Origin of the sequence: Caballeronia sp. SBC1 (assembly GCF_011493005.1) — a bacterium.
In the GTDB taxonomy this organism is placed as follows: domain Bacteria; phylum Pseudomonadota; class Gammaproteobacteria; order Burkholderiales; family Burkholderiaceae; genus Caballeronia.
The window spans coordinates 1,892,655-1,917,240 of the sequence record NZ_CP049156.1; the positions used below are offsets into that span (position 1 = coordinate 1,892,655).

General features: G+C 61.2%; 21 protein-coding genes. 10 read left to right on the forward strand and 11 right to left on the reverse strand.

The window, feature by feature from the left end; translation table 11 throughout:
- Window positions 1-225: 225 nt before the first annotated feature.
- On the reverse strand, window positions 226-1,800 hold the full coding sequence (locus SBC1_RS08380; protein WP_165090424.1) for an NAD(P)H-hydrate dehydratase: 1,575 nt from the start codon (window positions 1,798-1,800) through the stop codon (window positions 226-228).
- Between the two features lie 197 nt (window positions 1,801-1,997).
- Entirely contained in the window at window positions 1,998-3,302 is a 1,305-nt protein-coding gene (locus SBC1_RS08385; protein ID WP_165090428.1) for an FAD-dependent oxidoreductase, read from the reverse strand.
- A gap of 450 nt (window positions 3,303-3,752) precedes the next feature.
- Between SBC1_RS08385 and purL the strand changes: the two genes are divergently transcribed.
- The gene (purL, locus tag SBC1_RS08390; RefSeq protein ID WP_165090435.1) at window positions 3,753-7,811 is read left to right on the forward strand and encodes a phosphoribosylformylglycinamidine synthase; all 4,059 of its coding nucleotides are present in this window, start codon (window positions 3,753-3,755) and stop codon (window positions 7,809-7,811) included.
- A gap of 131 nt (window positions 7,812-7,942) precedes the next feature.
- Here the strand turns inward: purL and SBC1_RS08395 are convergent, their stop codons facing one another.
- The 5 genes from SBC1_RS08395 to SBC1_RS08415 form a co-directional block, all read right to left on the reverse strand.
- On the reverse strand, window positions 7,943-8,725 hold the full coding sequence (locus SBC1_RS08395) for a peptidylprolyl isomerase (RefSeq protein WP_165090439.1): 783 nt from the start codon (window positions 8,723-8,725) through the stop codon (window positions 7,943-7,945).
- A 74-nt stretch (window positions 8,726-8,799) separates the two neighbouring features.
- Window positions 8,800-9,123, reverse strand: coding sequence for a BolA family transcriptional regulator (locus SBC1_RS08400; RefSeq protein ID WP_165090509.1), 324 nt, complete (start codon window positions 9,121-9,123; stop codon window positions 8,800-8,802).
- Window positions 9,120-9,659, reverse strand: coding sequence for a septation protein A (locus SBC1_RS08405; RefSeq protein WP_089160312.1), 540 nt, complete (start codon window positions 9,657-9,659; stop codon window positions 9,120-9,122). The genes SBC1_RS08400 and SBC1_RS08405 overlap by 4 nt, the downstream gene beginning before the upstream one ends.
- 230 nt (window positions 9,660-9,889) lie before the next feature.
- Window positions 9,890-10,312: a peptide-methionine (R)-S-oxide reductase MsrB gene (msrB, locus tag SBC1_RS08410; RefSeq protein WP_165090537.1), complete on the reverse strand. Its 423-nt coding sequence runs from the start codon at window positions 10,310-10,312 to the stop codon at window positions 9,890-9,892.
- A gap of 80 nt (window positions 10,313-10,392) precedes the next feature.
- Window positions 10,393-11,991, reverse strand: a complete 1,599-nt coding sequence (locus tag SBC1_RS08415) for a YdiU family protein (protein ID WP_165090559.1) — start codon at window positions 11,989-11,991, stop codon at window positions 10,393-10,395.
- Between the two features lie 164 nt (window positions 11,992-12,155).
- On the opposite strand from SBC1_RS08415, the gene SBC1_RS08420 reads away from it, so the two are divergent.
- The 8 genes from SBC1_RS08420 to SBC1_RS08455 all read left to right on the forward strand — a co-directional run bounded on the left by SBC1_RS08420 (window position 12,156) and on the right by SBC1_RS08455 (window position 20,876).
- Window positions 12,156-13,814: a 3-(methylthio)propionyl-CoA ligase gene (locus SBC1_RS08420; protein WP_165090589.1), complete on the forward strand. Its 1,659-nt coding sequence runs from the start codon at window positions 12,156-12,158 to the stop codon at window positions 13,812-13,814.
- Window positions 13,815-14,067: 253 nt separating this feature from the next.
- Window positions 14,068-16,152 (forward strand): 3-hydroxyacyl-CoA dehydrogenase NAD-binding domain-containing protein, encoded by a 2,085-nt coding sequence (locus tag SBC1_RS08425; RefSeq protein ID WP_165090593.1) that lies wholly within the window; start codon window positions 14,068-14,070, stop codon window positions 16,150-16,152.
- Between the two features lie 47 nt (window positions 16,153-16,199).
- The gene (gene pncA / locus SBC1_RS08430) at window positions 16,200-16,826 is read left to right on the forward strand and encodes a bifunctional nicotinamidase/pyrazinamidase (RefSeq protein ID WP_165090618.1); all 627 of its coding nucleotides are present in this window, start codon (window positions 16,200-16,202) and stop codon (window positions 16,824-16,826) included.
- Between the two features lie 59 nt (window positions 16,827-16,885).
- On the forward strand, window positions 16,886-18,064 hold the full coding sequence (locus tag SBC1_RS08435) for an acetyl-CoA C-acyltransferase (protein ID WP_165090621.1): 1,179 nt from the start codon (window positions 16,886-16,888) through the stop codon (window positions 18,062-18,064).
- Window positions 18,065-18,140: 76 nt separating this feature from the next.
- The gene (locus SBC1_RS08440; protein WP_165090626.1) at window positions 18,141-18,443 is read left to right on the forward strand and encodes a Dabb family protein; all 303 of its coding nucleotides are present in this window, start codon (window positions 18,141-18,143) and stop codon (window positions 18,441-18,443) included.
- A 4-nt stretch (window positions 18,444-18,447) separates the two neighbouring features.
- Window positions 18,448-18,912: a PaaI family thioesterase gene (locus SBC1_RS08445; RefSeq protein WP_165090630.1), complete on the forward strand. Its 465-nt coding sequence runs from the start codon at window positions 18,448-18,450 to the stop codon at window positions 18,910-18,912.
- Window positions 18,913-18,971: 59 nt separating this feature from the next.
- Window positions 18,972-19,979, forward strand: coding sequence for an NADP-dependent oxidoreductase (locus SBC1_RS08450; RefSeq protein WP_165090635.1), 1,008 nt, complete (start codon window positions 18,972-18,974; stop codon window positions 19,977-19,979).
- 33 nt (window positions 19,980-20,012) lie between these two features.
- A complete protein-coding gene (locus tag SBC1_RS08455; RefSeq protein ID WP_165090642.1) occupies window positions 20,013-20,876 on the forward strand; it encodes an SDR family oxidoreductase in 864 nt (287 codons plus the stop codon).
- A 23-nt stretch (window positions 20,877-20,899) separates the two neighbouring features.
- Here SBC1_RS08455 and SBC1_RS08460 read toward each other — a convergent pair whose 3' ends face one another.
- A complete protein-coding gene (locus SBC1_RS08460) occupies window positions 20,900-21,226 on the reverse strand; it encodes an addiction module antidote protein (RefSeq protein WP_165090647.1) in 327 nt (108 codons plus the stop codon).
- 87 nt (window positions 21,227-21,313) lie between these two features.
- A complete protein-coding gene (locus SBC1_RS08465) occupies window positions 21,314-21,538 on the reverse strand; it encodes a type II toxin-antitoxin system RelE/ParE family toxin (protein ID WP_370469551.1) in 225 nt (74 codons plus the stop codon).
- A 139-nt stretch (window positions 21,539-21,677) separates the two neighbouring features.
- Here SBC1_RS08465 and SBC1_RS08470 point away from each other — a divergent pair, with 139 nt between their 5' ends.
- A complete protein-coding gene (locus SBC1_RS08470; protein ID WP_165090650.1) occupies window positions 21,678-22,643 on the forward strand; it encodes an alpha/beta hydrolase in 966 nt (321 codons plus the stop codon).
- 54 nt (window positions 22,644-22,697) lie between these two features.
- On the opposite strand, the gene SBC1_RS08475 is transcribed toward SBC1_RS08470, so the two are convergent.
- Entirely contained in the window at window positions 22,698-23,528 is an 831-nt protein-coding gene (locus tag SBC1_RS08475) for an NRDE family protein (RefSeq protein WP_165090655.1), read from the reverse strand.
- Window positions 23,529-23,549: 21 nt separating this feature from the next.
- On the reverse strand, window positions 23,550-24,536 hold the full coding sequence (locus SBC1_RS08480; protein WP_165090658.1) for a folate-binding protein YgfZ: 987 nt from the start codon (window positions 24,534-24,536) through the stop codon (window positions 23,550-23,552).
- Between the last annotated feature and the right edge of the window lie 50 nt (window positions 24,537-24,586).

Genomic DNA, 24,586 nt, shown 5'->3' on the forward strand with positions numbered 1-24,586 from the left:
CCTTGAGCGCGAGTCAACAAGTATAGCCACGATGGATGAATGATTGCTTGCATGAACGGCATGAACTCGCTTGAACGGTTCACGCGCGCGTTCGGCATAACTTCGTGTGTTGCCTCGTGTTTCGTTCGCCCTTGATAAACGCCGCTTGGCGAAGCGGCATCGCCATCGCGTGTTTTTGTGACGCGCTCATGCGGCCTACTCACGTGGCCTACTCATGCGGCTTGATCACGCGGCGTAAAAGAGGCGATTAAGCAAACTGCGTACCTTCGGAGCCAGCTCGCCCGCGGTTAGTCCTGCGGGACCTTCGCCTTCACCAGTCAATTCTTCAGCGGCAAGCCCGTGCAGATAAACGCCTGCGAGCGCTGCCTCATAAGCCGGCATGCGCTGCGCGAGAAACGCGCCAATCAACCCGCCCAGCACGTCGCCGGTCCCGCCGGTAGCGAGCGCGGCATTGCCGGTGGGATTCACTGCAACGCGTCCGTCCGGTGAAGCGACGATCGTACCCGCGCCTTTCAACACAGCCACTGCGGTAAAACGCGCCGCCAACTGCCGCGCGGCGGCGATACGATCCGCTTGCACCTTTCTCACATCGGCCCCAAGCAAGCGCGCGGCTTCGAGCGGATGCGGCGTCAATACGCACGGATCGCCGCGAGCGCCCCGTTCGGCGACCTTGGCAGCCAGCTTTTCATCCGATGAAATCAGGTTGAGCGCGTCGGCATCGAAGAGCTTGGGGACATCGAGCGCGAGGACATCAACGAGCACCTTCTTCGCGCGCTCGCTCTGGCCCATACCGCAGCCGACCGCGAGCGCGTTCATCTTGTCGAGTGCGATCTGGTCGACGTGGTGCAGCATCAGTTCCGGATGCGGCGGGTCATAAGACGGTGAATCAGTGCCAATGAATGCCACGTTGACCTTGCCCGCGCCGCCGTACAGCGCCATGCGCGCTGCCAGGATGGGTGCGCCGCACATGCCGGTGTCGCCGCCGAGCACGGCCAGCGTGCCGAACGTGCCTTTGTTGGTCGCGTAATCGCGGGGTGGCAAGTGCGAGCCGAACAGCGATGGCGCGTTCAGCACGACGGAGGGTTCAAGGGGCGGCTTGACGCCCAGATCAGCGATATAAAGCTTGCCTGTCAGGTCGCGGCCATCGCCGGTGAAATGGCCCGGCTTCGCACCGATAAACGTGATGGTGTGGGTGGCGCGCACGGCCTGCGCGCGGCCATCGGCGCTGCGGCTGACCGGTTCACCCGTGTCGCTCGACAGCCCGCTCGCGATATCCAGCGCAAGCACGCCGCCGCTCGCCTTCGAGCGCCGCGACAGGCGCGCGGCGAGATCCGCGAACACGCCTTCCAGCGGCCGTCCGAGGCCGATGCCGAACATACCGTCGACGAGCCAGCCGAAGTTATCGAAGGATTGAGGGGATTCGATGGTGATTTTCACGCCAGCTTGCCGGGCTTCGGCCAGCGCCCAACGTGCATCGTCGGGTTTGACTTCCACTGGCATGCAAACCTCGACTTCAATACCGGCTTGCCGCAAGCGGGCGGCCATCACGAGCGCATCGCCGCCATTGTTGCCAGGTCCGGCCACGATCCAGACCGGCAGGGCGGCAAGATGTGGCGCATGCCGGTTTTGATCGATGACAAATTGGGCCGCGGCAGCGCCAGCGCGTCCCATCAGCGTATTCGCGGGCAGGGACGCCGCTGCGCGGCTTTCAAGCGTGCGTAGTTCGCCGAGTGTCAGGAGCGCCAGCGCGGAATCGCGTGGCTCGACGTACGGGGTGTTTGAGACGAAGGAGTCGGTCATGGCGCCAGCGTAGGAGGAGTGCGTGAGTTCAACGCAATTATTGCGCCCAAATCGACGCAAACGCCGGCCGGCGAACTCGTAAGGCGCATTCCGTCCGCGAAAGGCGCTTCGCAATTGCGCTTCGTGAGTCCGCTTCGCTGCTCCACTTCACCCGCTTTTTCACTGCCCAGGCTCAAGCCGGAAACGCTCAACCCTTACTAAAACCGGTCCATTCGCAGCGCGCTCAGCGTTTCGGCGGGCACGTCGGGCGTAACGCCGGAGACCATTGCCGCCACTACTTTGGCCGCCCCGCAAGCGATACCCCAGCCTGCCGGCCCGTGCGCCGCATTGATGAACAAACGCGCATGCGCGGTCGGGCTCACGACAGGCAAACCATCGGGCGACACCAGCCGAATGCCATCCCAGGCCCGCGCCGCCGATACCTTCGCCGCGCCGGGAATCCAGTCGTGCGTCGCCTGCCCGAGCAGCGCGAGGGCGCGCCGCGTCATGCTTTCGGTCATCGGCTTGTATGCTTTAGCCACGCTTTCCAGCACCGCACCGCCGGTCACCCGCATGCGCTGGTTGATCCGCGTCATCGTGATGCGTTTCACCGAATCGACTATCGTAATGTGCGGCGCACGCTCTTCGTAAGCAATCGGCGCGGTCAGCGTGTGCAGGCGCAGCGGATGCAACGGCAGCCTGATTCCTAGCGTGGCCAGCAACGCCTGCGTGCCGGTACCGGCCGCTACCACAATGGCGTCGGCGCCGATCAGTTCCACGTCGCGGGACTTGCGGCCTTTACCGTCGACTTCGCCCGCGCGCGGACCGAGTTCCACGGCGGCGCGCTGGGCGTCGGCGCGAATGGCCGTGACTTCGCGGCCGAGATGAAACTGCACGCCGCCGTCTTCCAGCACTTGCTTCAGCAGCTTGGTGAACAACGGGCAATTCGCAGTGCGGGCATCGCCGAGCAATACGCCGCCAGCAAGCGGTGGATCGTCGGGAATGGACGGCTCGGCCGCCACGCATTCCTCTGGCGTCAGCATGCGGTGCGGCGTCTCGAAGCGCTGCAGCAGGGCGATCGCGGACTGCGCCAGCTCGAGATCGTGTTCATGGCGGAACACGTGCAGCACGCCGGTGCGCTGTTCGTAATCGAGCGAGTATCGGGAATCGATATCGGCGATCACATCGCGCGAAATGTCCACCAGCGGCCGCAAAGCGGCGTATTGACCCGTGAAAAGCTCGGGGTCCCTGAACCGCGCGAGTTGCTTCGCGAACTCGCGGGTGTCGGAATTGAAGCCGGGTTTGAACACAATGCCGGTTTTGGCCGAGCGACGTGTCTGCATGAACGTCGGTCCGAACCACACGTCGAGCGGTGAGGGCAGCACGGAGCCGCCATGACCGTAGGTTGCGCCCTGCGCAACGGTGGCATGGCGCTCGACCACGCAGACGCGGTGGCCGTTTGCACGCAATTGATACGCGGTGGCGATTCCGGCGATTCCGCCGCCGATGACGATGACATCCATGATTCATTCTCGCCCGAAGGCGCAAGACCAGACTGGTTCACGAGCCGGCGCCCGAATGTGCAGGGCGCCCGGGATTCGCCGGGATTCTCGTGAGAGAGGCGAACCGGCGTTTGTGCGACCCAACGCCGGTCAGGGAAAGCGCGCCATGATAGCGCCAAACGGGCGCCGCCGGGACGCCAAGAGGCGTGGCGCAGCGGCGCCGCTCACCGGCCCGGCGGTTGAAAACCCAGGCGTGGCAAGGCTCTGGAAGAGCGCCACCGGTTCTTCGCGAAAACATTCCGCGGTATTTCAGAGATTGCAGCGGTGCCGTCAGGCCGTTTCACGGCGTGGCCCAGGGTCCGTTTTCGAGACACTTCCGGGTTATAATTCGGGACTTCCCACCGCCAATTGCGGCACTGCCGCAAACGGCTCCGACGTCTTTCGTCTCGACGTCTTCTAAGCACCGTGACAATGGCCCACTTCTCGTGTTTCCCCGGCGCTTCGGCCCTCTCCGATTTCCGTCAAACCCGCCTGCTCGAAACATTGACGCGCATCGACCCGGCAATTGTCGGCGTACGCGGCCAGTATCTGCATTTCGTGAACTCGGTCGATCCGCTCTCCGATGAAGACAGCAACCGCGTCCACGCGTTGATGCATTACGGCGCGCCGTTCGAGGCGGCCACCGAGCGCGGCGCGCACGAAACCTTCATGGTCGTGCCGCGTTTCGGCACCGTTTCGCCGTGGGCGAGCAAGGCCACCGACATCGCGCATCACTGCGGCCTTACGCAGGTTCGCCGGATCGAGCGGGGTATCGAATATACGGTGATCCTGAAAAGCGGCTTGCTCGGCAGCGGCATTGGCGGCAAGAAGGGGTTGAACGAGCAAGAGCGCGCGGCCGTTGCCGCTGCGCTGCATGACCGGATGACCGAAAGCGTTGCCCCGTCACGCGATCACGCACTGCATCTCTTCGACGAATTGCCGGCCCAGCCGCTGCAAGCTGTCGATATCCTCGGCCATGGCCGCGGCGCGCTGGAAACGGCGAACGCGGAACTTGGCCTCGCGCTGGCGGAAGATGAAATCGACTACCTCGTTGATTCGTTCAAGCAGCTGGAGCGCAATCCGACCGACGTCGAACTGATGATGTTCGCGCAAGCCAACAGCGAACATTGCCGTCACAAGATTTTCAACGGTCAGTGGACCATCGACGGCGAGCCGCAGGACATCTCGCTGTTCAACATGATCCGCAATACCGAAAAGCTGAACCACGCTGGCACTATCGTCGCGTATTCGGACAACTCGGCGATCATGGAAGGCGGCACGGCCGAGCGTTGGTTCCCGCGTGGTTCGAACGAACATTACGGTCGTCACACCGAGTTGACGCATACGTTGATGAAGGTCGAGACGCATAACCACCCGACCGCTATTTCGCCATTCGCAGGAGCGGCAACAGGCTCGGGCGGCGAGATCCGCGACGAAGGCGCGACTGGCCGCGGCGCGCGCCCAAAGGCGGGCCTGGCGGGGTTCACGGTATCGAATCTGGACTTGCCCGATGCACGCCAGCCTTGGGAAAACGCCCGCGACAGCGCTGTGCCGGTGCCGCAGCGCAATCCTTCGGACGCCCATGAGCCGTACGGCAAGCCGGAACGCATTGCGTCGTCGCTGCAAATCATGATCGATGGCCCGATTGGCGCGGCCGCATTCAACAACGAATTCGGCCGGCCCAATCTGGGCGGCTATTTCCGCGCGTATGAGCAGAACGCTGCCGGACGCGTGCGGGGTTATCACAAGCCGATCATGATCGCGGGCGGGATCGGCAATATCTCGGACCAGCACACGCACAAGATGGATCTGCCTGCCGGATCGTTGCTGATCCAGATCGGCGGTCCGGGCATGCGGATCGGTATGGGCGGCGGCGCGGCGAGTTCGATGGCGACCGGCGCGAACACCGCGCAACTCGACTTCGATTCCGTGCAGCGAGGCAACCCGGAAATCCAGCGGCGCGCGCAGGAAGTGATCAACGCGTGCTGGCAGTTGGGCGCGGAAAACCCTATCTTGAGCATCCACGACGTGGGCGCGGGCGGGTTGTCGAATGCGTTTCCTGAACTGGTCGATGGCGCCGACAAGGGCGCACGTTTCGAATTGCGTCGCGTGCAGCTTGAGGAATCGGGTTTGTCGCCGCGAGAAATCTGGTCGAACGAAGCGCAGGAACGTTACGTTCTCGCTATCGCGCCGGAAAGCCTGCCGGCCTTCGAAGCCATCTGCACGCGTGAACGCTGTCCGGTTGCCGTGGTGGGCGTCGCGACAGAAGAACGCCAGTTGCAGTTGATCGACGACCTGAAGAGCGCGGATCAAAAGCTCGAACCCGTCGATATGCCCATGGAAGTCCTGCTCGGCAAGACGCCCAAGATGCATCGCGACGTGAAGCGCGAGGTTCTGAAGTTCGAACCCGTCGATGTGACCGGAATGGTGTTGTCGGAGATCGCGGTGAGCGTGCTCAAGCACCCGACAGTCGCGAGCAAATCGTTCCTGATTACGATTGGCGATCGCTCGGTGGGCGGCACGACCGCGCGCGACCAGATGGTCGGCCCGTGGCAAGTGCCCGTCGCCGATTGCGCGATCACGACCATGGATTACGCGGGCTTCCGTGGCGAAGCAATGACCATTGCCGAACGCACACCGCTTGCCGTGATCGATGCACCCGCATCCGGGCGCATGGCAGTGGGCGAGGCAGTGACGAATATTGCGTCTGCTCCCATCGAATCGCTGAACAAGCTCAAGCTGTCCGCCAACTGGATGGCCGCGTGCGGAAGTCCCGGCGAAGACGCGGCGCTGTTCGACACCGTGAAGGCTATCGGCATGGAATTGTGCCCGGCGCTGGGCATCAGCATTCCTGTGGGCAAGGATTCGCTGTCGATGCGCACCAAATGGCAGGACGAGGCGGGTGTAGCGAAGGAAGTCGTGTCGCCGGTGTCGCTGATCATTTCGGCGTTTGCACCGGTTGAAGATGTCCGCCGTCAACTCACGCCGCAGTTGCAGCGCGGCACGGACACGGTGTTGATCTCGATCGATCTTGGCCGTGGCAAGAATCGTCTTGGCGGCAGCATTCTGGCGCAAGTGACGCAGCAGATCGGCGATACGGTTCCCGACGTGGACGACGCCGAGGACCTGAAGCGTTTCTTCAACGCGATCCAGTCGCTCAATGCTGCAGGCAAATTGCTCGCGTACCACGATCGTTCCGATGGCGGCCTCTGGGCGACTGTCTGCGAAATGGCATTTGCGGGGCATGTGGGCGTGTCGCTGAACGTCGACATGCTGATCCTCGATCCCAACCACGAATCCGATTACGGCGATGCCAAGGACTGGGCGAAGCAGACCAGCGGCCGTCGTGAAGACCGGACCATTCGCGCGTTGTTCTCGGAAGAACTGGGCGGCGTGATCCAGGTACCTTTGGCGGATCGCGATGCCGTGATGGCTGTGTTGCGTGAACACGGGCTGTCGGCTTGCAGCGAAGTGATCGGCAAGCCGAACGAGCGTGACGCCATCGAGATTTATCGCGATGCCAAGAAGATCTACGAGGCGCCGCGCCATGAGTTGCAGCGCGCGTGGAGCGAAGTGAGCTGGCGCATCGCGCGGTTACGCGATAACCCCGCCTGCGCCGATGCCGAATACGACGCGTTGCTCGATCCCGCTGATCCGGGCATCTCGCCGGTGCTGACTTTTGATCCGGCGCAGGATATATCGGCTCCATTCGTTGGCAAGGGTGCGCGTCCGCGTGTCGCTATCCTGCGAGAGCAGGGCGTCAATTCCCATCTGGAAACGGCCTACGCGTTCGACCGTTCGGGCTTCGATACCCACGATGTCCACATGAGCGACTTGCTGGAAGGCCGCGTTACGTTGGCGGACTTTGCGGGCGCGGTGGCTTGCGGCGGTTTCTCTTACGGCGACGTGCTCGGCGCGGGCGAAGGCTGGGCGAAGACGATTCGTTTCAATCCACGTCTGGCTGATATGTTCGCGGCGTTTTTCGGTCGCACAGATACCTTTGCGTTAGGCATCTGCAATGGTTGCCAGATGATGAGCAGCCTTGCTTCGATGATCCCCGGCGCGGATGCGTGGCCGAAGTTCACGAGGAACAAATCGGAGCAGTTCGAAGCGCGGTTTGCATCGGTTGAGATTCAAAGCTCGCCGTCAATATTCTTCGCCGGCATGGAAGGTTCGCGGATTCCGGTGGCCGTTGCACACGGTGAAGGCTTTGCGGATTTTTCGCAGCAGGGCGACGAGGCGAACGCTTTGGTAGCAATGCGTTTCGTCGATAACCAGGGCGCTGCAACCGAGCGTTATCCGTTGAATCCGAATGGCTCGCCGGAGGGAATTACGTCGGTGACGACGCCTGACGGACGCTTCACGGTGCTGATGCCGCACATGGAGCGGGTGCACAGGAACGTGCAGATGAGCTGGACGCCCGCCGATTGGACTGCAGACGCAAGTCCGTGGCTGCGCGTGTTCCAGAACGCGCGGCGCTGGGTGGGATAAAGTCGGGCGGTGCCCTTTTCACCAAGGAAGAGGGCACAGCGACGCAGAACCAAAGCCCAATAAAAATGCCCCGCTGGCTTGCGTCAGCGGGGCATTTTCACATCGGCGGAAACTCGACAACTTCCCGATAATTACTTGATCACAGCCTTCTTCTGCAAACCTTCTTCAAAAGCCTGCAGCTTTTCCTGCTCAATCTGCTTCGCAATCTGATCCTTCACTTGCTCGAGCGGCGGCGGGGCAACATCGCGGATATCGTCCAACCGGATGATGTGCCAGCCGAACTGCGTCTTCACCGGCGTGTCCGTCATCTCACCCTTCTTCAACTTCTCAGCCGCCGCGCCAAATTCCGGCACATACGCCTGCGGGCTTGACCAGTCCAGATCACCGCCATTCTTGCCCGATCCCGGATCCTTCGAATACTGCTTCGCCATATCTTCAAAGCTCGCGCCAGCCTTGATCTTCGCAATCAAGTCCTTAGCCTGAGCTTCATTGTCGACGAGAATATGGTGCAGGTGATATTCCTTGCCGCCGCCAACCTGCTTCACCATGTCGTCATACCGCGCCTTGATCTCTGCATCGGTCGGCGCATTGTTCTTCACGAAATCTTCAATCAACGCACGCAAGACCACCGTCTGCTGAGCAACGGCGATTTGCGCCTTTACGTCAGGACGCGTGGCAATACCGCGCCGCATGGCTTCCTGCATCAGGATCTCGCGATTCACCAGCTCTTGACGCACGGCCGCCTGCAATTGCGGCGTGTCCTGCTGACCCTGTTGAACGAGTTGCGCGACAAGCGCGTCGACACGGGATTTTGGAATCGGTGTGCCGTTCACCACGGCAATGTTCTGAGCAAATACGGGCGCCGCCGCGAACGCGGCCAGCAACACCCAAATACGGGGATTTTTTAAAATCATCAATAGTTCCTGATCAGAACGAGGGCTGGGAATCTAGGCTGAAAGCAAAACTCAAATGAAGGGCAGATACTCGGTCACTCGAACTGGTCTGCAAACTCTTCGGGTGTAAAAGCCTTGATGGCAAGCGCATGAATACCCTGCCGCAGCTCGTCGGCCAGCGCATCATACACCAGCCGGTGCCGCGCCACGCGTGGCTTCCCGGCGAATCGGGCCGACACGATGGTAACCGTATAGTGACTTCCCGCCGAGGCTCCGGCATGACCTGCATGCGCCGCGCTGTCGTCGTCTATATGCACCGACGAAGCCGCAAGCGCCGCATTAAGCCGCGCTTCGAGATAAGCAATCTTGCCCTCGGCCGACGCGTTGACGAAGTTCTCGATAAAACCGGGATCGCTCATTTCCCTTCATCCTCTTTCATATACTTCGCGAGCCACAAACTCTGCGCGACGATAAACACCAGCAAACAACCGGTCGCGCCAAACAGTTTGAAGTTGACCCATTGATCGGTGGTGTAGTTAAACGCCACGAACAGATTGACCACGCCAAGAATCGCGAAGAACACGGCCCAGGCAAGGTTCAATTGGCCCCACACCCGATGCGGCAACACTATCTGCTTGCCCATCATCGCTTCAATGAGGTTCTTCCCGAAAGCGACCTGCGACACGATCAGCGCACCGGCAAAAAGCCAGTAAAGCGCAGTCGGTTTCCACTTGATGAAGGTGTCGTTATGCAGCACGAGCGTCGCGCCGCCGAATACGACCACCACACCCAGGCTCACCCACAGCATGGGATCGACCTTGCGATGCCGGAATGCGACCCACGCAATCTGCACAAGCGTGGCGACAATGGCGACGGCGGTCGCGGTGTAGATACCCCAGATCTTGAATGCGACGAAGAAGAGGAGGATCGGAAATAGATCGAACAGAAATTTCATGTCGTAGGGACGAGGAGGGCATCAATTTGAAAGCGCGCACGCGCCGCGCGTTGCCGGTTCGCTACCGGCACTCTGCACGACGCCTGGCGAGTGAATAGCCGCGTTCAGACGCATTTGGTCGCATTAAGCCGCATCAGGCCGCAAGTCAGCCGCGTTTGAAGACGCGCGGCGAGGTAGCTCGCCGCGGCAGGCCGACTTGCTGGCCCACTGGCCGGCGTCGCCCGACGCGCTTACTTGGGTTCGAATTGTAGCGCAGCCGAGTTAATGCAGTAGCGCAGACCGGTTGGTGCGGGACCGTCCTCGAAAACGTGGCCCAGATGCGCGCCACAGTTCTTGCACTGCACCTCGATGCGCAGCATGCCGTGCGCACGATCCGTCTTTTCCTTGATGACCTCGCCGTTGATCGGCTTGAAGTAGCTCGGCCAGCCGCAACCGGCATCGAATTTCGTATCCGACTCGAACAGCGGCGTGCCGCAGCACACGCAGTCATACACACCGCGCTCCGTGTGATCCCAGTATTCACCGGTGAACGGCCGCTCGGTGGCGGCGTGGCGCGTCACCTGGTACTGGATGTCGGTCAATTCCTTTCGATACTCGGCATCGTCCTTCTGCAACGGAGCAACGGGGTCTTTCGTGAGGTCGTCTCGGTTCATGGTTCTATCTCCAGATCTTTAGCGGAGCCCGGCAAAGCGGCTCGTTTGGCTCGTTTGGGCCTATTCATTTGGGGGCTATTTCAGGAAGAGCAACTGACTTCCAGGTCGCTCGCCCAGTCGGGCGGCAGGCCGGCATACGCTTCAAATTCCGGTTGTTCATCGAAGGGATGACGCAGCACCTGCGCCAGCCGCTCAACCTCGGAAAAATCCTTCTCTTTCGCAAGTCGGATGGCGTTTTCGGCCAGATGATTGCGTAAGACATATTTTGGATTCACGGCGTTCATCGCGCTTGCTCGCGCTTCGTCGCCCTGTGTTTCCTCCGACAAGCGCAGCCGGTAGTCGTTCGCCCAGACATCGAAAGCGTCCCGATCGAGGAACAGGTCACGCACCGGCGCGTCGCCAGAGGTGTCAGCCTTGCGCATTTTGGCCAGGTTTCGGAACGTCAGCGTGAAGTCAGCGCGGTTGGCGTTCATTACTTCAAACAGGCGGCTGGCGAGTTTATCGTCGCCTTCGCGAATCTCCGCCAGACCGAGCTTCGCGCGCATACGGCGCTCGAGCGCGGGCGCAAAACGGTCCTTGAATCCTTCCAGCACCCGCTGCGCGTCTTCAATCACCTTGGTGTTGCGAGTGTCGCTGTCGTATTGCGGCCCGAACAGCGGCACTAACGATTGGGCGAGGCAAAACAGATTCCAGTAGCCAATCTGCGGCTGCATTTTATAAGCGTACCGCCCCTGCGAATCCGAGTGATTGCAGATGTGATTCGCATTGAATCCATCGATAAACCCAAACGGGCCGTAATCGATCGTCAGCCCGAGAATCGACATGTTGTCCGTATTCATCACGCCATGGCAAAACCCGACCGCTTGCCAGTCAGCCATCAGCTCGGCGGTGCGGTGCGTGACTTCCTGCAGGAGCGCCAGAGCGGGATCAGCGGCCTCGCGGCATTGCGGGTGAAACCGGTCGATCACGTGATTGGCGAGCTTTTGCAGTTCATCGAGGCGATCGTTTGTGTAGAAATGCTCGAAGTGGCCAAAGCGCACGAAACTCGGCGCGACCCGCGTCACGACGGCTGCGGTTTCCATGGTTTCGCGGCGTACCGGCTGGTCCGATCCGATGACGCACAGCGCCCGCGTAGTCGGAATGCCGAGATGGTGCATGGCTTCGGAGCACAAATATTCGCGTATCGATGACCGCAGCACAGCCCGCCCGTCGCCCATGCGTGAATACGGCGTGCGTCCCGCGCCTTTTAGCTGCAACTCCAGGCGCTCGCCGTCATGTTCGATCTCGCCCAGCCCGATCGCGCGGCCGTCGCCAAGCTGGCCGGCCCACACGCCGAACTGGTGCCCCGAATACACCGATGCATACGGCAACTTCTCCATCGGCCATTCCCGCGTGGGATTGCCCGCAAAAAGCTCTGCAAACGGATCGGCGAACGCAGGATCTCGCGCGTCTGCGGCGTTGAAACCGAGTTGCGCGGCGGTATCGGCGGAAATGCCTACCAGATAAGGCTCCGGCAACGGAGCGGCGGGCAGGCGGGTGAGAAAGGCGGAGCCGAGTGAAACGAATGCATCTGGCCGATCGGTTTCGATAGATGCAAGCAGCGAATCCACGGGCGAATCCAAGGGCGCAAGGCCTGCCGGATCGGCAACTGCTGCGGTGCTGCTTGGGGAAAACGACATATTGAGCACCTCATGATTAGTCGATATTGTAAATCCGCGGCCGCGCCGCTGCACAAGCCCGCGCGATCAGCTCCCACATTGGCTCAAGGATCGATTAAGGTATCCATTCCAGCAGAAGATCACGCATTAAATCCCGTGCATCCGGACTTGTGAGGAACTCGCCCATGACGTCGCCGCTTTTCGGCCAGATGATGGATGTACCGCTGCTCGCTTCATCGTTGATATCCCACGCTGCACGTCATTTCGGCGATACCGAGATTGTCTCGCGCCGTATTGAAGGCGACATTCATCGCTATACCTGGCGCGATTGCGAAAAGCGCGCGAAACAACTGGCGCAGGCGTTGATCGGGTTGGGCGTGAACCCCGGTGAACGCGTTGGCACGTTGGCGTGGAACGGGTATCGCCATCTGGAATGTTATTACGGCGTGACCGGCATGGGCGCCGTGTGCCACACGATTAACCCGCGGCTCTTCCCCGATCAGGTTGCGTTTATCGTCAATCACGCCGACGACGAATATGTCGCGTTCGACATGACGTTCGCCACGCTCGTCGACATCATTGCGCCGCAGTGCCCGAACGTGAAGGGCTGGATTGCGCTGGGCGACGAGAGTTGCATCAGCACTCATCTCGCCGATATGGCAACGCCCGTGCTCAGCTACGAAACGTTGATCGGCAAATACGATGGCGACTACGCGTGGCCGGTGCTCGATGAACGCTCGGCATCGTTTCTTTGCTACACATCGGGCACGACCGGCAATCCCAAGGGCGCGCTCTATACGCATCGGTCCACCGTGCTGCATGCATACGGTGCGTCGCTGCCCGACGCCATGGGCTGTTCCGCCCGCGATGCAATCCTGCCAGTCGTGCCCATGTTCCACGTCAATGCTTGGGGTATCCCGCACGCCGCGCCGCTGGTGGGTGCGAAGCTCGTGCTGCCCGGCAATTGTCTCGATGGTAAAGCGCTCTACGAACTCATGGAAGCCGAAGGCGTGACGTTTTCAGCAGGCGTGCCGACGGTCTGGCTTGGTTTGCTGAACTACATGAAGCAGGCGGGCGTGCGCTTCAATACGCTTAAACGCACGGTGATTGGCGGCTCGGCTTGTCCGCCGGCCATGCTGCGCAGCTTCGAGGACGACTACGGCGTGGAGGTGATTCACGCGTGGGGCATGACGGAGATGTCGCCGCTCGGCACGCTCGCCAAACTCACCTGGAGTCAGCAGCAACGCTCGCCGGAAGAACGGCGGCATCTGCGTGAGAAGCAGGGCCACGTGATGTTCGGCGTGGACATGAAAGTCGTCGGCGATGACGGCCGCGAACTTCCCTGGGACGGCAAGTCGTTCGGCGACCTGCACGTGCGCGGGCCGTGGGTGATCAACCGGTACTTCCGCAAGGACGATTCGCCGTTGATCGACGGCTGGTTTCCGACGGGCGATGTAGCGACTATCGACCCCGATGGTTTCATGCAGATCACCGATCGCAGCAAGGACGTGATCAAGTCGGGCGGCGAATGGATCAGTTCGATCGACCTGGAGAACGTGATGATGTCGCATCCGCAGGTGGCGGAAGCGGCGTGTATTGCGTGCTCGCATCCGAAGTGGACGGAGCGGCCGCTGGTGGTGGTCGTGCTGCGTCCGAATGCGACCGTCACGCGAGAGGAACTGCTCGCGTTCTACGACGGCAAGGTGGCGAAATGGTGGAAGCCCGACGATGTCGTTTTCGCCGATGAACTCCCGCATACGGCTACTGGCAAGCTGCAGAAGCTTCGGCTGCGCGAGTTGTATCGCGAGCATGTGCTGCCGACTGTGGATGAAAAAGTGGTCTGAGTTTTTGGGCGAATCTTAGTTTCCTTGCTTTCCCGCTTTACCGGGCTGCCGTCGCGCAGCCTGGCATTCTCCACGTGTTTTCTCCCGGCTCCGCGCCAAGCTACCCTCATCTCAAAAACAACGAAATTGAACGAGCGTTCTTTTTTGTGTATTCTTCTCGGGTAACTCACAATCCCAGCGACACGGTAATCAGCGCTTTCCGGGAGTTTCCCGGAGAATCTGACTATCGCAGGCATCGAACGGAGGTAGACAAATGGCAGTGGACTACACGACTCGCGACGGCATCGCCGTTATCACGCTGAACAATCCGCCGGTGAACGGCCTTGGATTCTCTACGCGGCTTGGCATTGTCGAGGGCGTTGAAAAAGCGCAGACGGACGCCTCGGTCAGTGCGATCGTGATCATCGGCGCGGGCAAGGCGTTTTCCGGTGGCGCCGACATCACCGAATTCAACACGCCCAAGGCAACTCAGGAACCCACGCTGCACACGGTCATCAAGGTCGTTGAAGGAAGCGCCAAGCCTGTCGTGGCCGCAATCCACAGCGTGGCAATGGGCGGCGGCCTCGAACTGGCGCTGGGCGCGCATTATCGGGTGGCATCGGCGGGAGCGCAGATCGCGTTGCCCGAAGTCAAGCTCGGCATCCTGCCGGGCGCAGGCGGCACGCAGCGCTTGCCGCGCGCGGTCGGGCTGGAAACTGCGCTGAACATGATCGTGTCGGGTGCGCCGGTGATGTCGGAGAAACTGGCTGGCACGAGCTTGTTCGATCAAATGGCGCAAGGCGATCTGCTCGACGAAGCCGTCAAATTCGCGCAGAAAGTCGGCACGCAAAACGGCCCGCATCCGAAGGTTCGCGATCGAAAGATCGACCATCCGAACGCCGAGGGTTTTATCCAGTTCGCGCGCAACGGCGTCACGCCGCTGGCGAAGAACTTCCCGGCACCACTCAAATGTATCGATGCGGTGGAAGCCGGCGTGAAGCTCGGTTTCGATAAAGGCCTGGCCGTCGAACGAGAATGTTTTATGGCGCTGGTGCAGACGCCTGAAAGCCGCGCGCTGCGGCACGCGTTCTTCGGCGAACGCGCGGCGAGCAAGATTCCCGATGTGCCTTCGAGCACCCCGGTGCGCAAGATCGAACGCGTTGGCGTGATTGGCGCAGGGACGATGGGCGGCGGCATCGCCATGAATTTCGTCAACGCGGGCCTGCCGGTGACCCTGCTTGAAACGAAGCAGGAAGCGCTCGATCGTGGCCTTGCCACCATCCGCAAGAACTACGAAAGTGCTGTCAAGAAGGGTCGTTTGACGGCGGAGAAACTGGAAGAGCGCATGGCGCTGATTACGCCCACGCTTTCCTACGACGCACTCAGTGATGCCGACCTGATCATCGAAGCAGTGTTCGAAGAACTCGGCGTGAAAGAGCAGGTATTTTCGAAACTCGATCAGGTCGCGAAGAAGGGGGCAATCCTGGCATCGAATACGTCCACGCTCGACGTCGACAAGATTGCCGCGTTCACCAAGCGTCCCGAAGACGTGGTCGGCATGCACTTCTTCAGCCCGGCGAACGTCATGAAGCTGCTGGAAGTCGTGCGTGGCGCGAAGACGTCGAAAGACGTGCTCGCCACGGTCATGCAACTCGCCAAGAAGATCAAGAAGACAGCCGTGGTGTCGGGCGTCTGCGATGGTTTTATCGGCAACCGGATGATCGAGCAGTATCTGCGTCAAGCGCTGTTCATGCTTGAAGAAGGCGCGTTGCCGGCGCAAGTGGATCGTGCGATCGAAAAATTCGGCTTCGCTATGGGACCGTTCCGCATGAGCGATCTCGCGGGCAATGACATTGGCTGGGCGATCCGCAAGCGCCGTTATCAAGAGAAGCCAGATCTGAAGTATTCGAAGATCGCGGACCGCTTGTGCGAGACCGGGCGCTTCGGACAAAAGACCGGCGCGGGTTGGTACGACTACAAGGCCGGCGATCGTACGGCGCATCCGTCGAAGATCGTCGACGAGATGATTGTTGCGTATTCGAAGGAGCAAGGTGTCACGCGGCGCAAGATCTCCGACGACGAGATTGTCGAACGGCTGGTGTTCGCGCTCGTCAACGAAGGCGCGCTGATCCTGGAGGAAGGGATTGCATCGAAGGCGTCGGACATCGACATGGTCTACCTGACCGGCTACGGTTTCCCGCTGTATCGCGGCGGACCGATGCTGTATGCGGATACGGTCGGCCTGTACAACGTCGAACGCGCGATGCGCAAGTATGGCGCCCAAGCCAACGGCGATGCATGGCAGCCAGCTGCGCGCGTAGCCGAACTGGCCGCAGAAGGGCGCGGCTTTAATAGCTAGATACAACAGCTAGATTCGAGAGCTGGATTCAACCGGTGAGATTCGCGATGAAAGGCGCTGACGAAGTCCTGCTTGTGGTCGATGTCCAGAATGATTTCATGCCTCGCGGTGCGTTGCAGGTCGCTCACGGCGACGAAGTCGTGCCCGTGATCAACCGCCTCGCGCGTGCGTTTTCGCATGTGGTGCTGACGCAGGACTGGCACCCGGCGAAGCATATTTCCTTCGCTGAAAATCACGCGGAGCGCGCGCCATTCGACATGGCCACGCTGAGCTACGGCCAGCAGGTTTTGTGGCCGACCCATTGCGTGCAAGACACGGACGGCGCAGCGCTGCATCGCGACCTGGACGTGCCTCACGCGCGGCTGGTGATCCGCAAGGGTCATCACGTGGATGTCGATAGTTATTCGGCCTTCATGGAAGCCGATCGCACCACGCCGACGGGCCTCGCGGGTTATCTACGCGAAGTCGGCGTGAAGCGTGTCTATTGCTGCGGGCTGGCGACGGACTATTGCGTCGCGTGGTCGGCGCTCGATGCGCGCAGCGGGGGTTTCGAAGCGGTCGTGATCGACGACGCCTGTCGCGCGATCGACCTCGACGGCTCGCTTGCGCGGGCGTGGGAGCAGATGACGGCAGCGGGTGTATCGCGAATCGGATCGACGGACTTGCTGCGCTGAACGGCGGGTTGAACCCGCCAAATGAACCAACCCTATTCGTATTCGAAGTGGAGACAAGCATGACTGACGCGGTAATCGTATCGACGGCACGCACGGGCCTCGCCAAATCCTGGCGCGGCGCATTCAACATGACCCACGGCGCGACGCTCGGCGGCCATGCCACGCAGGCCGCGGTGGCGCGTGCGGGCATTGACCCGGCGCGTGTGGAAGACGTGATCATGGGTTGCGCGAATCCGGAAGGCGCGACCGGCATGAACATCGCGCGGCAGATTGCGTTGCGCGCGGGCCTGCCGGTCAGCGTGCCGGGCATGACCGTGAACCGCTTCTGTTCATCGGGCTTGCAGACCATCGCGCTGGCGGCGCAACGCGTGATCGCCGGCGAAGGCGATGTCTATGTGGCGGGTGGAGTGGAATCCATCTCGTGCGTGCAGAACGAGATGAACCAGCACATGCTGTTGGACGGCTGGTTGAAGGAACACAGGCCGGCCATCTACTGGTCCATGTTGCAGACGGCGGAAAACGTCGCCAAGCGTTACGAAATATCGAAAGAACGGCAGGACGAGTACGGCGTGCAATCGCAATTGCGTGCAGCAGCGGCGCAAGCGGCGGGCAAGTTCAACGATGAAATCGTGCCTATCACGGTGCTGGCCGGTGTCGCCGATAAAGCCACGGGCCGCATGTTCACGAAGGAAGTCACGCTGGCCGCCGATGAAGGCATTCGCGCCGACACCACGCTCGAAGGGGTATCGAAGATTCGCACCGCTATGCCCGGCGGAGTGGTCACGGCGGGCAATGCCAGCCAGTTCTCCGATGGCGCGTCAGCATGTGTGGTGATGAACGCATCGCTTGCGGAGAAGGAAGGGCTCAAGCCGCTGGGGATTTTCCGGGGGTTTGCGGTCGCGGGTTGCGAGCCGGATGAAATGGGTATTGGACCGGTGTTCGCCGTGCCCAAGCTGTTGAAGAAAGCGGGCCTTAAAGTCAGCGATATCGACCTGTGGGAACTGAACGAAGCATTCGCCGTGCAAGTGCTCTATTGCCGCGATACGTTGGGCATTCCGGCTGATCGCCTGAACGTGAACGGCGGCGCGATTGCAGTAGGGCATCCGTATGGCGTGTCGGGCGCTCGGCTCACGGGGCATGCGTTGATCGAAGGCAAGCGGCGCGGTGCGAAGTTTGTCGTGGTGACCATGTGCATTGGCGGCGGGCAGGGCGCGGCCGGGTTGTTCGAAGTAGTGTGATTTTGTACGGTCGCCCGGCGTTTTTGATACGCTTGGGCGATCGGCATACATCATTTGCTACAACCAGGAGCCCGTCTTGTTACGACACATCGTCATGTGGAAGTTGAAGGAAAGCGCCGAGGGTGGCACCCGCGCGGAAAACATCGTCAAGCTGAAAGCCAAACTCGAAACCTGCCGCAGCATTGTTGCGGGGCAAGGCCACTTCGAAGTCGGCACGGCGCAGCCCGGTTTCGAAGCCACGTACGACGTGGTTCTCGTCTCCGACTTCGACAATCCCGAAGCGCTTCAGGCGTATCAGGTCCATGCCAAGCACCTGGCGATCAAGGACTTCGTTGCAGCGGTACGTGAATCGCGTCAATGCATCGATTACGAAGTCTGAGACCATGACCGATTTCTCCACGCTCCCTGAGAGCCCGTTCGTCGATTCGCTCGGCGTACAGCTTGTCACCGCCGAAGACGGCGCAAGCGAAGTGGTGCTGCCGCTGACCGGCACGCATATGAATACCTGGGGCATCGCACACGGCGGCGTGACCATGACGCTTGCCGACGTAGCCCTCGCAATGGCCGCGCGCAGTCTCGCCGACGATGGCATCGGCGTGGTCACCGTCGAAATGAAAGTCAACTTCATGCAGCCGGGCCGCGGCGAACTCCGCGCGTTTGCCCGCGTGCTGCACCGCTCCACCACCATGGCGTATTGCGAAGGCGAAATCCGCGATAGCGAAGGCCATTTCGTCGCCAAAGCGCTCGGCACCTTCAAGTACATGCGCAGGCTCGCCGTCGGCCGCGATATCGCGCAGCAACGCCTGCGTTCAGATCCGTCCGCCACACCCGGTCCCAGCGACGCCTGACGCCGCTACCAGGGCGCGCCTCGCGCTCTGTTATCCCGGGACCGCACAGGAGTATCACGATGTCAGAACACCATTCAATCAATCGCCAGATCCTCCTCGTTTCGCGCCCGCAAGGCGTGGCAAGCGTCGATAACTTCAAACTGGTCGACACTCCGCTTGAGCCTTTGGCGGACGGGCAAGTGCGCGTGCGCAATCACTTTCTCTCGCTCGATCCCTACATGCGCGGCCGCATGGACGACTCGAAGTCGTACGCCGCCTCGCAGCCGCTCAACGAAGTGATGATCGGCGGGACGGTGGGCGAAGTGGTGGAATCGAAGAATCCGAAATTCGCGGTCGGCGACAAGGTGGTCGGGATCTACGGCTGGCAGGAATTCGGCACGTCGGATGGCAAGGGCTTGCGTAAAGTCGACGACACCCATATTCCGCTTTCAGCGTATCTCGGCCCGGTCGGCATGCCCGGGGTGACCGCATGGCTTGGGCTCAACAAAATCATCGAGCCGAAAGCCGGCGAAACGGTCGTTGTCAGCGCGGCGAGCGGCGCGGTGGGAAGCGTAGTCGGCCAGTTGGCGAAAGCAGCGGGCTGCCGCGCGGTGGGCATCGCGGGCGGGGCGGACAAATGCCGCTACGTCACCGAGACACTCGGTTTCGACGCATGCATCGACTACAAGGCCGGCAACCTTCATGACGACCTCAAGGCCGCGTTGCCCAACGGGGCCGACGGTTACTTCGAAAACGTCGGCGGCGAGATACTGGACGCCGTGTTGTCGCGCATGAACGCGTTCGGCCGAATTGCGTTGTGCGGGATGATCGCGAGTTACGACGGTTCGCCGATGCCGCTTAAAAAACCCGCTCTGCTACTTACGCAGCGCTTGAAGGTGCAGGGTTTTATCGTCAGCGAGTCGCCGGAGGTCTGGCCCGAGGCGCTTACGCAACTCGGCGGGCTCGTTGCACAGAAGAAGCTGCAATATCGGGAGACCATTGCGCAGGGCCTGGAAAATGCCCCTGAGGCTTTTCTCGGATTGCTCAAGGGCAAGAACTTCGGCAAGCAGCTCGTCAAGCTGATCTGAACGTTCGAAATCTACAAATAGAAGGGAGACACAGTGGACCAGTTCGACGGCAAAGTGGCCGTGATCACGGGCGCCGGCAGCGGCTTCGGTCGCGAGTTTGCATTGATGGGCGCGACGCTAGGCATGAAGCTCGTACTTGCCGATGTCGATGTGAAAGGTCTCGCGGAAACGGTCGAGATGGCGCGCGGTTTGGGCGCCGAAGCGCTCGGCGCGCCCACTGATGTTTCCGATGCCGCGCAGGTCGATGCGCTTGCACGTACGACTATCGATACCTACGGCGCCGTGCATTTGCTGTTCAATAACGCGGGCGTCGGCACGGGCGGTTTTGTCTGGGAAAGCAGCGCGAACGACTGGGCTTGGGTATTCGGCGTCAACGTGATGGGCGTGGCGAACGGCGTGCGCGCGTTCACGCCGTTGATGCTGGCGCAGCAAGAGCCGGCGCATATTGTGAACACGGCGTCGGTGGCGGGCTTGCTGTCGGCGCCAGGCATGGCCGTCTATAACGCATCGAAGCATGCGGTCGTCGCGTTGACGGAGACGCTGTATCACGACTTGAAAATTGTCGGCGGCCACGTGGATTGTTCGTTGCTCTGTCCGGCATTCGTGCCGACAGGCATTGCGAACGCCGAGCGCGTGCGGCCGGAGGGCTTGCGCAACGATGAACCATTGACGGCATCGCAGCGCATGGCGGGCAAGCAACTCACGAAGGCGGTGGAGAGCGGCAAGCTGAGCGCGGCGCAGGTGGCGGAACTGACCTTCGACGCCGTACGCGAACGGCGCTTTTATGTGCTGACGCACCCGAAGATTCTGGCGTCGGTGCAACTGCGTTTCGACGACATCACGCAACAGCGCAACCCGACCGATCCGTTGTCGTTGAAGCCGGAGGTGAAGGGGTAGGGGGGTGTAACGTGCCGAAGGCGTCAGGCAGAGCGCTTGTCTAGCGTGTCCAAGGTATCGGATGTACCCATCACCGACAGTTTGAAACCCAGCGCACGCACCACTTTCATAATCGTGGCGAACTCCGGGTTGCCTTCGGTGGAGAGCGCCCGGTACAGACTTTCGCGCCCGATCCCGGCGTCTCGAGCGATCTGCGTCATGCCGCGAGCGCGAGCAATATCGCCCAGCGCCGCCGCAATCAGCTTCGGATCGCCTTCCTCGAGGCATGCCTCGAGATAGACTGCCATGTCGGCTTCCGTCGTGAGATGTTCCGTTACGTCGAAACGGTGGAAGGTTTCAGGACGGCTCATGGTGCTCTCCAATAGCGCGGGCGATCTCTTTCGCACGTTTGATGTCATTGTCTTGTGTGGATTTGTCGCCACCGGCAAGCAGGAAAATCATTGTTGGCCTCGTTGCATGTAATACAGGCGATAGCCGGGGCCAACCGTCATACGCATCTCGTGTAGCCCCTCCCCGAGGGCCTTTACGTCGCCGAGATTGCCGAGTTCCACCCGCCTCAAACGCGCAAGGATTCTGAATTTGCCGGTGCGATCCCGCAGGTTCTCGAGCCATTCAGTGAATTTGTGACTGCAGGATTGTGTACATCCAATACTGTAGCCCATGGATTACAATTATGCAAAGAACGAAGGTGCTTCGCGCTGGTTCGCCACGGGAAACCTGAATTCCGGGCACACCCAGCGGGACATCGTGCACTCCGTGTCATCATCACGGGCTTCCAACGCCCGCCAATTCCCTGCTCCCATGCCGCTGAATCCTGCCGTTGCACAGGTCGTCGAACTCATCGCGAAGGCCAAGCGGCCGCCGTTTCACACGCTTTCGGCTTCCGCCGCCCGTGCTTCTTACGAGCGCAGCGCGCTGATTCTCGACATCGCGCCGGCCGCGATGTTCGACGTCCACGAACTCACGATCCCTACACGCGATCAAGCGTCCATTCGTGCACGCCTTTATCACCCGGTCGAGCCCAATTGGGCCGCGCCTACGCCTACGCTGGTCTACTTTCATGGCGGCGGTTTTGTGGTTGGCAGTATCAATACGCATGACTCGCTCTGCAGACGCCTCGCCGCCGATTCGGGTTGCGCGGTGGCATCGGTCGATTACCGGCTTGCGCCCGAGCACAAGTTTCCAACCGCGGTGCACGATGCCTTCGACGCCCTCACGTGGCTTCACGCGCAAGCGGCGTCGCTGGGGCTCGACAGCACGCGTTTCGCGGTGGGAGGCGACAGCGCGGGCGGCACACTCGCCACGGTGTGCGCATTGCTCGCACGCGATGCCGGTATCCAGCTATGCCTCCAATTGCTGATTTATCCCGGCGTTAGCGCGCGGCAAGACACGCAATCGCACTCGCAATTTGCCGAGGGTTTTGTGTTATCGGCAGAGACCATTCAGTGGTTTTTTGCGCAGTATCTTCGCGACGATAAAGACCGCGACGACTGGCGTTTTGCCCCGCTGGACGCACGCGACGCCATGCCGGATTTCGCGGGCGTTGCCCCCGCATGGATCGCGGCGGCCGATCACGATCCACTCTTCGACGAAGACGTGGCCTATGCCGCGAAACTCGAAAGGGCACACGTCCCGGTCGAACTGGTCCGCTACGAAGGCATGACGCACGAGTTCTTCAAGATGGGAGGTTTCGTGCCGGAGGTGGCGAAGGCGCATGCGGACGCAGCGGACGCGTTGCGTCGATACATGAACGTCGCAGAGAGGTAAAAACCGGCGCCGGCAACTTCACGCGCACAAAGTTTCCCTCGGAGTTCAACGACCCTAAGCCGCACGCACGATCGTGAACGCATCGCTTCGCTCGAACGTGCCGGGGCGTTTGATGTTGTGTGAACCGTCGTCGTCGCTGAGTTCCTTGATCTGCAGCGTCAAGTCGCCGTCAACCGCCACTACCCGCAACGCCGTCGTACTGCGCGTGCCATAACCCTCGGACTCAATAAACGCCGCCGACAACACACGCTCGCGCTCAAGCGAGAGACCAGTGGAGGGCAGCAGATGGTCATCGGCGAGTTGGGGATTGCGCATGGTCTCGATCAGGCTGTCCAGCGACGGCCGTTCATCGACGTGAAGCAGATCCCTCAGCGCGTCGCGTTGCGCGACGAGCTTGGGCCAGGGTGTGTCGAGCAGACTATTCGACAACCCGTGAATGCCGGGGTCAAGCAGGGAAGGCGGGGCGTCGGCACGATTGCCGTACCAGGCCAGTTCGCGCCGTGTGAAGTCGCCGACAACCAGATTGAATCCGTTGTACCGATGCCCGTCGCGGGCCACCGCGTCCAGATAAGTCATCGGCGCGACCGGTGCGCCGGATAAAAAATCGCTGACCAACGTACCGCGAGTCGGGGCATTGGGCCGCACTTCCGCCGGCGCCCGATAATTCGTCAACGCAGCGAAGCGGCCGTCGCGCGTGACGCCAAGCCAGGTTCCACCGCCCGTCAGATCGCGTCCGGCGAGCACGTCCGGTGCGTTTTCCCACCAGTGCAACGGCTCGGTTTCACGATGAAAAAACTCATCGCGATTCGCCGCGAGCGTGAGCAACGGGCGCTCCGCGTCAGACCCCGCGGCATCCGGTTGCCAATCGAAGACAATCAGGCACATGAACAAACCGTCCGCAATAAGTCAGACTTCGCTCGGCAACGCATAGGGCAGCGGCGAGAATTTCAACGCGGGACCCTCCGCCGTCCCGACGTGCACCGAACCCTGCTCAAGCGCCGCGAGCTTGATTTCCACAAGCGCATCCACGCCGCCGCCGGGCGCGGGCGCCACGTTGACTACGAGGCCGCACGGCTGGCCGGGGTCATCGGAGTGGAACAGTTCGTCGCCGGCTTTGGCGGTATCGGCATGGGCCAGCGACGTGCGGCGCTTGATCGTGCCGCGATACTGGCTGCGCGCAACCACTTCCTGCCCCGGATAACACCCCTTTTTGAAGTTGACGCCGCCGAGCACGTCGAAGTTAACCATCTGCGGGACGAATTGCTCCGAAGTCGGATGCGTGATGCGCGGTTCGCCTGCGTGAATATCGAGCCAGTCCCATAACTCGGCCGGGGCGCGCGTGAGCTGTTTTTCCATCTCGGCGAGGCGCGCTTCGACCTCAGCCTTCGGGCCGACCCACAGGAAGCGCGGCCGGCCGGCGGCATCGGGAACGCGGATCAGCGAGCCGAGCGGACCGTCCACCTTTACGTGCACGCCGTCGGGCATGGCGTCGAAGAGATGGGACAGCGTCTTGCGGACATCGCCGGCAAATCCCACTGCGGCGAGCGACGGCGTGGCATCGACAAGCTTCGCTTTCGCGCGCATCACGAACATCGACAAGCGTTTTTGCACCGATGCCTGTATGTCAGCAGCGAGCATCAGGCGCACGGCTTCGCCGCATCGCCACATGAGGAAGGACGCCAGCAAGCGGCCCTTCGGCGAGCAATAACCAGCCAGACGCGCGCTTGATGCGTCCAGATGCTGGACGTCACTCGTCAATTGCGTGTGAAGAAAAGCGGCGGCGTCGTCGCCGGTTGTATCGATAATGCCGAACTGCGTCAGCGGCACGAACACGCCAGCATGAACAACGGCGTCGAAAGGAGATGAAAGCGATGAGGCGGTCGAAGAATTCATGGACCTGACTTGGGCGATGGCGAACAAGTATTATATGGGTCTTACTTAGA